Annotated in this window: 10 protein-coding genes and 1 pseudogene; 5 read left to right on the top strand and 6 right to left on the bottom strand. The window is 57.8% G+C overall.

Annotated elements, in window-relative coordinates; genetic code table 11:
* Positions 1–25: 25 nt before the first annotated feature.
* Positions 26–718: an RNA polymerase sigma factor gene (locus tag K9B32_RS23740; RefSeq protein ID WP_224566658.1), complete on the bottom strand. Its 693-nt coding sequence runs from the start codon at positions 716–718 to the stop codon at positions 26–28.
* Positions 719–962: 244 nt separating this feature from the next.
* Between K9B32_RS23740 and gabD the strand changes: the two genes are divergently transcribed.
* The 4 genes from gabD to K9B32_RS23720 all read left to right on the top strand — a co-directional run bounded on the left by gabD (position 963) and on the right by K9B32_RS23720 (position 7670).
* Positions 963–2417: an NADP-dependent succinate-semialdehyde dehydrogenase gene (gabD, locus tag K9B32_RS23735; protein ID WP_224566656.1), complete on the top strand. Its 1455-nt coding sequence runs from the start codon at positions 963–965 to the stop codon at positions 2415–2417.
* Between the two features lie 409 nt (positions 2418–2826).
* Positions 2827–4776 carry a PrkA family serine protein kinase gene (locus tag K9B32_RS23730; RefSeq protein WP_224566654.1) on the top strand — a complete coding sequence of 650 codons (1950 nt, stop codon included), beginning with the start codon at positions 2827–2829 and terminating at the stop codon, positions 4774–4776.
* Positions 4777–4801: 25 nt separating this feature from the next.
* Positions 4802–6118, top strand: a complete 1317-nt coding sequence (locus K9B32_RS23725) for a YeaH/YhbH family protein (RefSeq protein ID WP_224566652.1) — start codon at positions 4802–4804, stop codon at positions 6116–6118.
* A 10-nt stretch (positions 6119–6128) separates the two neighbouring features.
* Positions 6129–7670 carry a SpoVR family protein gene (locus K9B32_RS23720; RefSeq protein WP_224566650.1) on the top strand — a complete coding sequence of 514 codons (1542 nt, stop codon included), beginning with the start codon at positions 6129–6131 and terminating at the stop codon, positions 7668–7670.
* 129 nt (positions 7671–7799) lie between these two features.
* Here the strand turns inward: K9B32_RS23720 and K9B32_RS23715 are convergent, their stop codons facing one another.
* The 3 genes and pseudogenes from K9B32_RS23715 to K9B32_RS23705 all read right to left on the bottom strand — a co-directional run bounded on the left by K9B32_RS23715 (position 7800) and on the right by K9B32_RS23705 (position 11586).
* On the bottom strand, positions 7800–9077 hold the full coding sequence (locus K9B32_RS23715) for a DUF3422 family protein (RefSeq protein WP_224566648.1): 1278 nt from the start codon (positions 9075–9077) through the stop codon (positions 7800–7802).
* 440 nt (positions 9078–9517) lie between these two features.
* Positions 9518–9736 (bottom strand): annotated as a pseudogene (locus tag K9B32_RS23710) (alkylhydroperoxidase domain protein); the annotation flags it as partial.
* A 101-nt stretch (positions 9737–9837) separates the two neighbouring features.
* Positions 9838–11586 (bottom strand): adenylate/guanylate cyclase domain-containing protein, encoded by a 1749-nt coding sequence (locus tag K9B32_RS23705; RefSeq protein WP_224566646.1) that lies wholly within the window; start codon positions 11584–11586, stop codon positions 9838–9840.
* A 255-nt stretch (positions 11587–11841) separates the two neighbouring features.
* On the opposite strand from K9B32_RS23705, the gene K9B32_RS23700 reads away from it, so the two are divergent.
* Positions 11842–12180, top strand: coding sequence for a hypothetical protein (locus K9B32_RS23700; protein WP_224566644.1), 339 nt, complete (start codon positions 11842–11844; stop codon positions 12178–12180).
* A 130-nt stretch (positions 12181–12310) separates the two neighbouring features.
* Here the strand turns inward: K9B32_RS23700 and K9B32_RS23695 are convergent, their stop codons facing one another.
* Positions 12311–12811 carry a hypothetical protein gene (locus tag K9B32_RS23695; RefSeq protein WP_224566642.1) on the bottom strand — a complete coding sequence of 167 codons (501 nt, stop codon included), beginning with the start codon at positions 12809–12811 and terminating at the stop codon, positions 12311–12313.
* Between the two features lie 36 nt (positions 12812–12847).
* The gene (locus K9B32_RS23690; RefSeq protein ID WP_132595277.1) at positions 12848–13027 is read right to left on the bottom strand and encodes a hypothetical protein; all 180 of its coding nucleotides are present in this window, start codon (positions 13025–13027) and stop codon (positions 12848–12850) included.
* Between the last annotated feature and the right edge of the window lie 312 nt (positions 13028–13339).

Raw genomic sequence — 13339 nt, 5'->3', positions numbered from 1 at the left:
CGGCCCGATGATTAGGTTCCCGCGATTAATCGGGAAAGCCGAGACGGCTCATCACGGCGGCCGTCAGACGCTCGCAACGGCGACCGGCAAAGGGAAATGCGGAAAGGAGCACGGGACCGATCTGCTCGTCGAGGCTCTCCCGCACCAGGCGTCTGGCGCGATGCAACCGGGTCTTGACGGTCTCGGCCCGCAGGCCAAGCAGCGACGCCGTCTCCTCCATGCTCAGCCCCTCGATGACTCTGGCGACAAAGACGGTTCGATAGATATCGGGAAGCGCATCGGTTGCCTGCTCGACCAGCTGCAAGATTTGTCTCTGCGCCATCGTCCGCTCCGGATCGCCACTGGGGTTGTCGACAGGAAACTGGACGATCGTCGCTCCAACGCTTTGCTCCATCGAACTCGCCAAGGTTGTCCGCCGTTTTTTTCGCAGACGCCCGAGTGCCTCGTTGATCACAATGCGTGATAGCCAGGTCGCCAGCGACGACTCTCCCCGGAAGCGATTAAGATGTGCAAATCCCAGTACATAGGCTTCCTGAACAACATCTTCGGCTTCGCTGTCGTTGCGAACGATGCTTCTTGCGAGCCTAAAAAGCCGCTGATTGTGAGACGTCATGATTGCGCGAAATGCATGGCGATCGCGTGCAGCCGCGCGACGCGCCAGCTCGACATCGGCGAGCGTATCGAGTGCTTCTGCCCGATCGGTTCGAATGTGCGACATTCTCATCTCCTTAGCATGGCTATAGATGGCGCTCGATCGGAAAGGTTCCCGAAAATCATGCGCCTGTATTTAGGCTGTCAAAGGCGTTGCCATCACCGTGGGCCCGGCGCTCATCTGCATGTTGCGACCGTTTTTAAGTGGATGAGTTTGACACGGCAGAAAAGATGCCGACATTGCCGTAAAGGCTTTACCGAAGCGGCCGCAGAAAGCGGGACCAACGCAGTTGCTGGATGGGATGGATAAAATGGACCTCAAGGACTCGACACTCTTTCGTCAGGCAGCCCTCATTGGCGACAAATGGATCGAGGCCGATCCGTCGAATGCGATCGAAGTCAACAACCCCGCGACCGGCGAAATCATCGGCCGCGTACCGAAGCTTGGAGCAGCGGAAACGAAAGCGGCAATCGAGGCCGCACGCATTGCCCAAAAGGGCTGGGCAGCGCGCACCGCCAAGGAGCGTTCGGGCATTCTTCGCAAATGGTTCGAGCTGATGATCGAGAACAAGGATGACCTCGGCCGCATCCTGACGCTCGAACAGGGCAAGCCGGTTGCCGAAGCCACCGGTGAGATCGTCTATGGTGCAAGCTTCATTGAATGGTTCGCAGAGGAAGGCCGGCGCGTCTATGGCGATCTGGTTCCCGGTCACCAGCCCGATAAGCGCATCATGGTGATGAAACAGCCGATCGGCGTGGTTGCCGCGATCACCCCGTGGAACTTCCCGAACGCGATGATCACCCGCAAGGCGGGGCCCGCCTTTGCTGCCGGTTGCGCCATGGTGCTAAAGCCGGCCAGCCAGACGCCGTTCTCGGCCATTGCGATTGCGGTGCTTGCCGAACGCGCCGGACTGCCGAAAGGGCTGTTTTCCGTCATCACCGGCTCGGCACGCGAGATCGGCGCCGAGATGACCGCCAACCCGACCGTGCGCAAGTTGACCTTCACCGGTTCCACCGAGATCGGCGCCGAGCTTTACAAGCAGAGCGCTGCGACGATCAAGAAGCTCGGGCTGGAACTCGGTGGCAACGCCCCCTTCATCGTCTTCGACGACGCTGATCTCGATGCGGCCGTCGAGGGCGCGCTGATCGCCAAGTTCCGCAACAACGGCCAGACCTGCGTGTGCGCCAACCGGCTCTACGTGCAGGACGGCGTCTACGATGCCTTTGCCGAGAAGCTTGCGGCAGCCGTCGGCAGGCTGAAGACCGGCAACGGCTTCGACGAGGGTGTCATTCTCGGGCCGCTGATCGATCAGCCGGCTCTGGAAAAAGTCGAGGAGCACGTTGCCGATGCACTCGCCAAGGGGGCGAGCGTCGTTCAGGGCGGCAAGCGCCATACCCTCGGCGGCACTTTCTATGAGGCGACGGTGCTCGCCAACGTCACCAAGGAGATGGTCGTTGCCCGCGAGGAGACCTTCGGCCCAGTGGCGCCGCTCTTCCGCTTCAAGGATGAGGCCGACGTGATCGCGCAGGCAAACGATACCGAGTTTGGCCTGGCCTCCTACTTCTATGCCAAGGATCTTGCCCGCGTCTTCCGGGTGGCCGAGGCACTCGAATACGGCATGGTCGGCGTCAACACCGGGCTGATCTCGACGGCAGAAGCGCCATTTGGCGGCGTCAAGCTCTCCGGCCTGGGGCGAGAGGGCTCAAAATACGGCATCGAGGAATTCATGGAGATTAAATACGTCTGCCTCGGCGGCATCAGTTAAACGCCCGGGGCTGGCGCGGACCGCACGGGTCCCCACACTCTTCTTTGGTAGGAACGACAGGGGGTCTAAGGCCACCATCCAATACAATGCGACCAGCGAAAGGTGTAACTTTGTTCGCCGACGTAGCGTTGTATCAACCGAAATTACGCCATTCCTACCGATAGCGTGATTACCTTAGCCATGGTTATTGCACGTCTTTCGTGCCATATTGGCAATCAGCACTGCTCAACATTTGAGTCGCGATCGAGCGCAAGAATGGAGACGATAAAGATGCTGTATGGCCTTCCCAAGCCAATTTCGAATTCCTCTAAGTATTTGAAGGAACGAATACTAGGTTTTGCCGTTTTGTCAGTAGGCGCGCCGACAGGGCAGCCATCCCGTTTCAACCAGCCGGCCGCGGGAGAGCATCATGCAAAAAGGTGAAAGCGACGTCTTCGATCTTTTCTCGGAGATTTACACAAGCGCTGCGCAAGAAGAATTGAGCCTACAGGAATACTTGCTCGCCTGCCGCGATGATAAAAGCCTGTATGCGACAGCACAGGAGCGAATGGTCGAAGCAATCGGCGAGCCGACCCTGATCGATACCAGCGCAGATGAGCGGCTTGGCAGAATTTTCGCCAACCGCACTGTCAAGATTTACCCATCCTTCGCTGATTTCTACGGAATGGAAGATACGATCGAGCGGATCGTCGGCTACTTCAGATATGCCGCGCAAGGGCTCGAGGAACGAAAGCAAATCCTCTATCTGCTTGGGCCGGTCGGCGGCGGCAAGTCATCGCTTGCCGAGCGCCTCAAGAGGCTGATGGAGCAGCGCCCGATCTACACCTTGGCCGTTAACGGCAAAATCAGTCCCATCTTCGAGTCTCCTCTCGGCCTCTTCCACCCTGAACGGATGGCAGGGCTGTTGGAAGACAAGTACGGGATTGCACGACGGAGGCTTACGGGCCTGATCTCGCCCTGGGCAACGAAACGGCTCGACGAGATCGGCGGCGACATCTCGAAGTTCAGTGTCGTCAAGCTGACACCTTCCCGCCTGCGGCAGATCGCAATCGCCAAGACCGAACCGGGTGATGAGAACAACCAGGATGTGTCTGCGCTCGTCGGCAAGGTCGATATCCGCCAGCTGGAAAACTTCAGCCAGGCCGATCCGGACGCCTACTCCTATAGCGGCGGACTGAACAGAACCACACAAGGACTTCTCGAGTTCGTCGAAATGTTCAAGGCGCCCATCAAGGTGCTGCACCCGCTGCTGACTGCGACGCAGGAAGGCAGCTATAACGGCACCGAGAACTTTGGCGCCTTCCCCTTCCAGGGCATCGTCGTTGCTCACTCCAACGAGTCCGAGTGGCTGCACTTCAAGAATAACAAAAACAATGAGGCGTTCCTCGACCGCATCCTCGTCGTCAAGGTGCCCTATTGCCTGCGGGTTACCGAGGAGCGGCAAATCTACGAGAAGCTGCTGCGCGAGAGCGAACTGGCAAAGAGCCCGTGTGCCCCCGAGGTGCTCGAAAATCTCAGCCGCTTCACGGTTGCAACACGGCTCCACGTCCATGAGAACTCACCGCTTTACACCAAGATGCGCGTTTATGACGGTGAGAACCTGAAGGACACCGATCCCAAGGCGAAGTCCGTGCAGGAGTATCGTGACGCCGCCGGCGTTGACGAAGGCATGACCGGTATCAGCACGCGCTTTGCCTTCAAGGTTCTATCGGAAACCTTCAATTACGACACCAAGGAGGTGGCAGCCGACCCCGTACACCTGATGTACATCATGGAGCAGGCGATCCGACGCGAACAGTTTCCGAAGGAAACCGAGGCACGTTACCTTGATTTCATCAAGTCCGAGCTTGCTGCGCGTTACGCCGAATTCATTGGCCATGAAATCCAGAAAGCCTACCTGGAATCCTATAGCGAATATGGGCAGAACCTGTTCGACCGCTACATCGCCTACGCCGATGCATGGCTGGAAGACCAGGACTTCAAGGACTACGATACCGGACAAATCCTCAACAGGGAGATACTCGATAGCGAGCTGTCGCAGATCGAGAAGCCGGCGGGCATTGCCAATCCCAAGGACTTCCGCAACGAGGTCGTGAAATTCACGTTGCGCGCTCGCGCCAAGAACCATGGGCGCAATCCCTCCTGGACGAGCTATGAAAAGCTTCGCGAAGTCATCGAGAAGCGCATGTTCGGTCAGGTGGAAGATCTCCTGCCGGTCATTAGTTTCGGCTCCAAGAAGGACAGCTCGACAGAGAAACAGCACGCCGAGTTCGTCCAGCGCATGACGCAGCGTGGCTACACGGTTCGCCAGGTCCGGCGGCTCGTCGATTGGTACATGAGGGTCAACAAAGCCGGTTGACGATGCCGAACCGGGAGATTGGCAGATGCCGAATTTCATCGACCGCCGGCTCAACCCGAAGGACAAGAGCCTCGGCAACCGGCAGCGTTTCCTGAAGCGTGCCCGCGAGGAACTGAAGCGGGCCATCAAGGAACAGGTCAAGTCCGACAAGATTGCCGACGTGGACGCCGCCCATGGCGTCCCGATGCCGAAGCGTGGCGCAGGCGAGCCGACCTTTCAGCCCGCCTCCGACAGCGGTGAGCGCGACTATATTCTGCCCGGCAACAAGGAATACATGGCGGGCGACAAGCTGTCGCGACCGCAAAGCGGTGGTGGCGGCAGCGGCCGCGGCGCTGGCCGCGGCGAGAGTGAGGATGACTTCCAGTTCATTCTATCCCGCGACGAGGTTCTCGACCTCTTCTTCGAGGACCTTGAGCTGCCTGATATGGTCAAGCTGAACCTCAAGGAAACGGTGACCTACAAGCCGCACCGCGTTGGCTTCAGCACAGCCGGAACACCCACCAACATCAATGTCGGGCGGACCATGCGCAACAGCTTCGGCCGCCGCATGGCCTTGCAGCGGCCGAGTGAAGCCGCAGTGAAAGCGCTTGCCGACGAGATCGCCGCCCTGGAAGCCGAGAAGGAGCAGTCCACCGCAAACCGACGGCGCCTACAGGCGCTGCGCGAGGAACTGGAACAGATGGAGCGCAGACGTCGGCGCATTTCCTACGTCGATCCGGTCGACATTCGCTTCAACCGCTTCGAGCGCCAGCCGCTTCCCAATGCCAGCGCCGTGATGTTCTGCCTAATGGACGTGTCGGCATCGATGGGTGAGCGGGAAAAGGATCTTGCAAAACGCTTCTTCGTCCTGCTCCACCTTTTCCTGACCCGCCGTTACGAACGGATCGATATCGTCTTCATCCGCCATACCGACGAAGCGCGCGAGGTCGACGAGGAGACGTTCTTCTACAGCAAGCAGAGCGGCGGGACGGTCGTTTCCACCGCACTTGAGGAAATGCTTCGTGTGATCGAGGAGCGCTATCCGGCGCATCTGTGGAACATTTACGCCGCGCAGGCCTCCGATGGCGATAATATCAGCGGCGATTCCGAACGCTGTGCGGCGCTGCTTCGCGACCATTTGATGCGTCTTTGCCAGTATTATGCCTATGTCGAGATCATCGACGAGCGCGAAACGGAAATCTTTGGAACGACCGACAACGGCACGTCGCTGTGGCGCGCCTATCGCACGGTCGACGGGGAAGTGCCCAATTTCCAGATGACGCGGATCTCCCGACCCGCAGATATCTATCCCGTGTTCCGCAAGCTCTTTACCCGACAGCCTGCCATGCGCACGCGCAAGTAAGGACGACCAAATGGCGAGACGCTCGAGTTCAGGCCTGCTGTTTGATGGTTCCGATTGGAATTTTGCGACTCTTTCGCGCGCCTACGATGCCATCGAGACGGTTGCGCTCGATGAGATGGGATTGGACGTCTATCCCAACCAGCTGGAGATCATTTCCTCCGAGCAGATGCTGGATGCCTACTCCTCGGTGGGCATGCCCCTGATGTACCAGCACTGGTCCTTCGGCAAGCGCTTCATTTTCGAGGATCACCTCTATCGCAAGGGACAGCGCGGCCTCGCCTACGAGCTGGTCATTAACTCCAATCCCTGCATCACCTATCTCATGGAAGAAAATACCATGGCAATGCAGGCGCTCGTGACCGCGCATGCCGCCTTCGGCCACAACCATTTTTTCAAGAACAACTATCTTTTCCGCCAATGGACCGACGCCGGCGCCATTCTGAGCTACATGGACTTCGCGAAGAAATACATTGCCAAGTGCGAAGAACGCCACGGGTTGAGCGCAGTGGAGGCGATCCTCGATTCAGCGCACGCCTTGATGGATCAGGGTGTATTCCGCTACCGTCGCCCGCCCCGCCTTTCTTCTGAAAAGGTCAGAGAGCGCGCCCGGGAGCGACTGGAATACGAAGAGCAGACCTACAGCGATTTGTGGCGTACGCTGCCGCTGGCAACGGAAAGCCGCGACCCGGAAGATGCCGAACGCGATGCATCCGAACGCAAGAAGGTTCTCAATCTTCCAGAAGAGAACCTGCTCTATTTCCTGGAAAAGCACAGCCTCATTCTCGATCCCTGGCAGCGCGAGCTTCTCCGGATTGTTCGCGTCATTGCGCAATATTTCTATCCGCAGCGCCAAACCAAGGTGATGAACGAGGGCTGTGCGACCTTCGTGCACTACACGATCATCAACCGCCTCTTCGATCAGGGCCGGATCAGCGAGGGGGCGATGCTGGAATTGCTGAAAAGCCACTCCAACGTCGTGTTTCAGCCCGCTTTCGATGACCCGCGCTTTCCTGGCATAAACCCCTACGCCTTGGGGTTCGCGATGATGCAGGACATCGAGCGCATCTGCATGGAACCGACGCAGGAAGATCGCGACTGGTTTCCGTCGTTTGCCGGCAATGGCGACTGGCAGGGGACGCTGCTCGACGCCTGGGCAAACCACCGGGACGAGTCATTCATGCTGCAATATCTCAGCCCGGCGATGATCCGTAAGTTCCGCCTGTTTCTGCTCTCCGATCGCTCCACCGACAACTATTGCGAAGTATCCGCAATCCATAACGAGCGCGGCTATTCCAAGATCCGCTCGGCGCTCGCCCACAGTTACGACGTCGGCGCCAGACAGCCCGATATCCAAGTTATCGATGTCGACCTGCTTGGTGATCGGCAGCTTCGGCTGCAGCACAATGTAAAGAACGGCATCCTACTGGAAGAAGGCACACGCGATGCCACGCTGAGCCACATTCGCCGCCTCTGGGGCTACGACGTAAGCCTGAGCGGCGTCGATGCTGAAACCGGCGCGGTTCTCTACGAGTGCTCGACAGCTCAGATCTGAAGCCGGATTGGTCCCCCTGAGGCCCGTTGGCACGACATCGCCGCTCTCGGAATCAGCGAATGCGTTTGCCTTGCCACAGCCCGGATTATGCCTTGGTGGACGTTGCGGCATCTGCACGACGCCGAAATGTCAATGCTTGTCCTCTTCCGCATGTCTGCGCCTGATGCTTCGCACCACGAGCCACATACCAGCAACGACGATCGGGACAGACAGGCCGGTCAGCGTCTCGGGCGACACTTCGAGGCCGACATTGTGCGCGCCTTTTGCCACGTAGCCGAAGAGCCCGACGACATAATAGGAGATTGCCGCCACCGACAGGCCTTCGACCGTCTGCTGCAGGCGCAGCTGCAGCTGTGCCCGACGATCCATCGAGTTCAGCACCGTCGTATTGATACGCTCGAGTTCGACGTCGATCCAGCTTCGCAACAGCGCGGTGGCCCGGGCCAGTTTGCGCGAAAGATTCGCCTGACGCTCCTCGACCGACTGACAGGTGCGCATGGCCGGTGCCAGTCGCCGTTCCAGGAAAGAACCGAGCGTCTCGCTGCCAGGTATCGCGGTTTCGGCGAGCGCGCGAATGCGCTCCTGGACGATCTCGTAGTAGGCACGGCTGGCTCCGAACCGGTAGAGGCTGAGCGCCGCATTCGCCTCCAGCTCCGCCGCAAGGCGCGTAATCTCGGACAGCATCTGATCCGCCTCGTCGCGGGCGTGCAACTTCATCCGCTGTGTAATCGCGGTCAGGCCGGATTCGATCTGACGTATTTCGGGCGAGAGCGACTGCGCAAGCGGCAGGCCCATCATTGCGAGCGTGCGATAGGTCTCGATATCGAGAAGGCGCTGGACCAGCGCGCCGCGCGCACTGTCGGACATGCCGCGATCGATCACCAAAAACTTCGTCAATCCGTCACCGTCTTGGCGGAAATCGGTCAGGATCGTTGCCTGGCCGTTTCTCAGCTCGCTTCGGCACAGGCTGGTCGGATCGAAGACGGCAATCTCCTGCGCTGTATCCGATGTATCGGGCCGGATCTCCAGACGGATCCCTGATATGAAGGGCCCCGGCGGCGAAAAACTGTCTCCGAAGGGATGAACGGCTATCGGCGCGCCAAACCTGTCAGGCGATGGACAGTCCCAAAAGTATGTTGAGAACTCGGTGTGCCGCTCCCAGCGCAGCGTTCCCTGCCCCCAACTTATCGCATGATGGCTGGTTTCGCGGGCAGGCGGTGCAACGCCGCTGGAGCGGGATAGGTCGGCGAGCATCTCATGGTCGTTATCCCCGGCGCTTTCCGTCAAAAAAGCGAGCTGGAATATGACGCGTGGCGCCTGAACAAGCGCATAAGGCCGGGCATGAATCTCACCCAAAGCGCGTCCTCGAAGATCCGCAGGCGGAAAGCCAAAGCTTCCTTGCGTCATCCATGCATTCCTTTCGGTGGCGGGTTTTCCGGTCATCGATACTGGTGCCGCGGGCAGGTTGAGATGAAGAGGGAACTGAACAGGCTGGATTGGTCGCTTGCGATCAGCGTCAACACCTTCGTACGCCCCTCGCCAACTCGCAAGGAGATTTCTGATATCCATGATGATGTCCCCACATCGCCCCTCAGGCGAGGGCATGCAAGCATCTCGTCATATGCCTGTCCAGCGCGATCGGTTCGCGCGACCGTTTGCCACAGGCAAAGCATCAAAGAAGCAACTCATCTGCAGTGAGATTTAACGAACGAGGATTGCCTGGAAGTCGTTGACGTTTGGTATCCGTGGGTCCGGGTTTGACGGCATCCGAGAACGCATCGAAGGCCGTCCTGGCGTCGTTTCGATCAAGATAATCCGCGGCATCATCCGCAACTGTCACAACCGCGCTATGGTTTGTCCATCTCGCCGAGCGAGAGCATCAATCGGTTCGCCCAGTTGAAGAAGGCTGCGCCGTGTATTGCATCCGCGATCTCGAGATCGTCTAGCCCTCTTCCGAAGCTCTGCAAGCTCTCGCCGAAAGCCGACGACGTCGCTGTCAGTGCCACGGATGCCTTCACGACCGCGTTCCACCGACGATCAAGATCGGCTTCGATGCCTTCGTCGAGACGATCACCGCGGGCGCTTCACGAGATGCTTAGCGGAACCTCGCAGACGGTGTTTCATGGAACGACGAAAACTGCGATAGGGTGCTCGGCAACTCGTCCAACTACTCCGGCAGACCCGCGAGTCGCAGACCTTCGATGTATTTGGCCATGAGTGTCTTATCGAGATAGGGAGCACGGGAGCTGTACCGTTTTATCGAGAAGTCAGGATTGACCTTCAGGAGTTCGCTGGCGGCATGGCGCGCTTCCTCCAGCCTCCCCAGTTGGGCATAGGTCGCTGCAAGCAGGCGGTAGGCAGGTCCAGGCTCGGCCATTTTCTCCAGAAGGGATAGCGCCTCCGAGTATTTCCCCGAAAGAAATTTGGCTGCGGCGATATCCCAAAGGTACCAGTCGGGGCGGCTCGGATTGAGCCGAACGGCGAGTTCCCCCATCCTGATGGCATCTTCCAAGCGTCCAAGGTAACCAAGAGCATCACAATATTCCGCGAGGAGGTCACAGTTGTTGGGTGCTAGTTCTCGAGCACGCTCATAGCAGGCTACGGCTCGTTCAGCTTCCCCCCTCCAAAGATGGACAACGCCAAGAGCCCAATGAGTATCCGCATCGATAGGATTAAGTTTCAGGGCCTTGCTTAGCAGGGCCGACGCGGTCGCAAGGGCGGTGTCGATTTCGACGATTTCGTTCCATTTCAGCTTTCTTAGCTCGATCCAGGCCAACCCAATGTATGGCCGTGAGTACTCCGGATCATCTTCGATTGCGGCAAGATACATCGCCTTCGCAAGTCGGACCTCATCCGGGTTCGAGCCCTGATGAAGATGCCTGCCTCGCAGGTAAAGATCATACGCCTTCAGCGACGTCGCGGGCTTGCTCAAGACACGCTGCCGCTCTGCCTCTTCGATCTTGACGCTCAGAGCAGCCGGTATGGAACAGGATAACTCGTCTTGGATGTGAAAGATGTCGACAAGGTCGAAGTCGTATTTCTCCGCCCAGATTTGCTCTCCGGCAACATTGGTCAAGTTGGCGTTCACTCTGACACGATTACCAAGCCATCTCACACTGCCGTCCAGCATGTAGTACGGCATCGGCTCGACGTGCGCCGGTTCTGAGGGCGGTCGTTGAACGACGACCGTCAACCTGGAGAACCGTGCCAAACCGGCAACGACATCTTCTGTTATTCCAGCCGCGAAATATTCCTGGTCCGGATCGCCACTCAAATTGGAGAAGTTCGAAACGTACAGCAGTGTTCTATTCGGCGAAAACTCCCGCCCACGGTATGTACCGATTGACTGCACTCTCGGCTCAAATGTCGACGTGCGCTCGGGACTCGACGCTTCTCCACTCTCGTCGACAATGATGTTGAAGATGCGAATTGGCCGCTCAATGTTCTTCAGCGCGTGCTCGCCTGCATCTTCGAAGCGAATGCCCAGGCGCTTGCCCAAAGTGTCACGCACCGATGCGGATATCGCTATGCCCCCCGGTCTGGCGATGTTTTCGATGCGTGCTGCCACATTGACGCCATCGCCATAGACATCGTCGTCCTCAAAGATGAGGTCGCCGATGTTTATCCCGATCCGAAATTCTATCCTTCGATCAGCGTGGACCTGCGCATTGCGTTTTCGCATCTCCAATTGTATCTCGAACGCGCATAGAACCGCCTCTTCAGCAGTCTGAAACTCGGTCAGCATCCCATCGCCAACAAGCTTGATTGTACGGCCCTGATACGATGCGATTTTCACGTCCCAAAGTTCGTGCCGGTGCAACTTTAGAGCCGAAAGTGTGCCCTTCTCGTCGATCCCCATCAGTCGACTGTAGCCGACCACGTCAGAGGCCATGATGACAGAAAGCCTTTGCTTCATTGTCGCCCCACCACCCATCAAGCCCTCAACGGCTATTTAGACTAGCATATATGCAACCATGAGACACTTCCCGTCGCGCCCGCTAAAAAGGTCGACTGAGCCGTGTTTCGCTCGCACCTAGACAGCAAGTCTTGGACCAGCAACAACTATGCGCCAAAAGCCGCCGTTCCACGTCCCGCGCTATTTGTCGGCGGGGTGACTTCCGAAGCGAGGCGTATAAATTGGCAACCTTTAAGATGAATGGAGGATGTGCTGATGCCCCGCTTTCTTGCCGTTTACACCATGAAGCCCGAGGACCTGGCGTCCTTTCGAAACCTGCCCAAAGCCGAGCAGGATGCAGTCGACGCCGTCGGCATAAAAGAGTGGTCGGCGTGGGAAGAAAGAAACGCTTCGTCCATCCTTGATCCTGGCGGAATGGTGGGCAAGACGACACGCATGACCAAGGCGGGCGTCAGCAGTGCGGTGAATTCGTTCTGCGGCTACTTGGTGGTCGAAGCGGAGAGCGCTGATGCCGCTGCACGACTGTTCGAAGACCACCCGCATATCACCGTTTTTCCGGGCGACGGGGTGGATATAATGCCTTTTTTGACGTGAGCTCTTTGCGCGGGCATCACCACGGCCGATGATCTCACCTCAGCGACGAGGGAGTCCGCATGGGGCCGGAAGGCGACAACAGCCTTGTCCGCCAGAGCGCTACAAGCGGTCATCGTTCACAATACTGTAGTTACGGTGCCTGACCAAAGAGGAAGTAGGTCCGGTCGTCGAACCTTATCTTGATGATGGCAGCGGAAGGCCCACTAGCACAGTCTTCTTGGGAAAAATTGTGAGGCACGGCATCAGAAATTGCCGCCGGCAGCTTTCGATTGCCAAAGAAATCCAGTTTTTGTGATCGCTTGATCCGTTCCATTTCGATGCCTTGCTTTCTGACGAAAACAAAGGCGAAGTGTCCCTCATCGGAGGAATACTCGACCTTCGCGAGATGAACATTTACCCTTGCGGCGAGGTCGCCGCTTATGTCCAGTCGATCCTGATATGGGCGGAGAATACATACCGCCTCGAAATCTGGTGCCGTCAAGGTGCCCATTTTTCGAATGCTGCCCATGGGAGTACCTAGCAGCGGCTCATGCAAAGAGGTCGTGTACAACGGACTTGCTAAGCACACGGGCGGTGCGGCGAAGAGGGCTGCTAAAAGAAGAATACGTCTCAACAAGATCACATGCAGCATCCCTTGCAAAGTCCTTCTTTCCCTACTGAAGCGCGGTCAAGGATACTCGCGCTTGCACATCGCTACTAACGAAGGCACCGCCTCGGGCTTTGAAATGGCCATTTCCTCAATGATATCGGCAAAGTTTTGGGTGGCCTTGTGGGCTTGCTCCCTTGTGCCGCCTACTGCCAGAACATTTGCAACGCCCTGTTCATATAAGACCTTGAACTTGGCCATGTATCGATCGGAATTTGCTTCGTCCCCAGTGTCCTTACTAGCCCTTGCCAAGGCTCTGTAAAACACTGCGCATGCCATCGGCCTATCATCATAGGCCGATTGCCGCTTCGGCTCCGCCATAGCGGAAAGCGAAATCAAGTAGATTCCCACTGTTGATGCCAGAAGTGTAATCGCCCTCAAGACCGTTCCCTTTAGCTAGCAGTCTTGTTTATGATCGCTCTTTGGTTGCGATGCCTATCACGGCGCAATTTCCAAACGGTAAGGCAAATCACTACAAATTTCGATGTCTGCAAAGGGCCGAAGGCAGACGAT

The organism is Rhizobium sp. 3T7, from assembly GCF_020166565.1.
Classification (GTDB): domain Bacteria; phylum Pseudomonadota; class Alphaproteobacteria; order Rhizobiales; family Rhizobiaceae; genus Rhizobium.
This window is presented reverse-complemented; position numbering and strand designations above follow the sequence as displayed.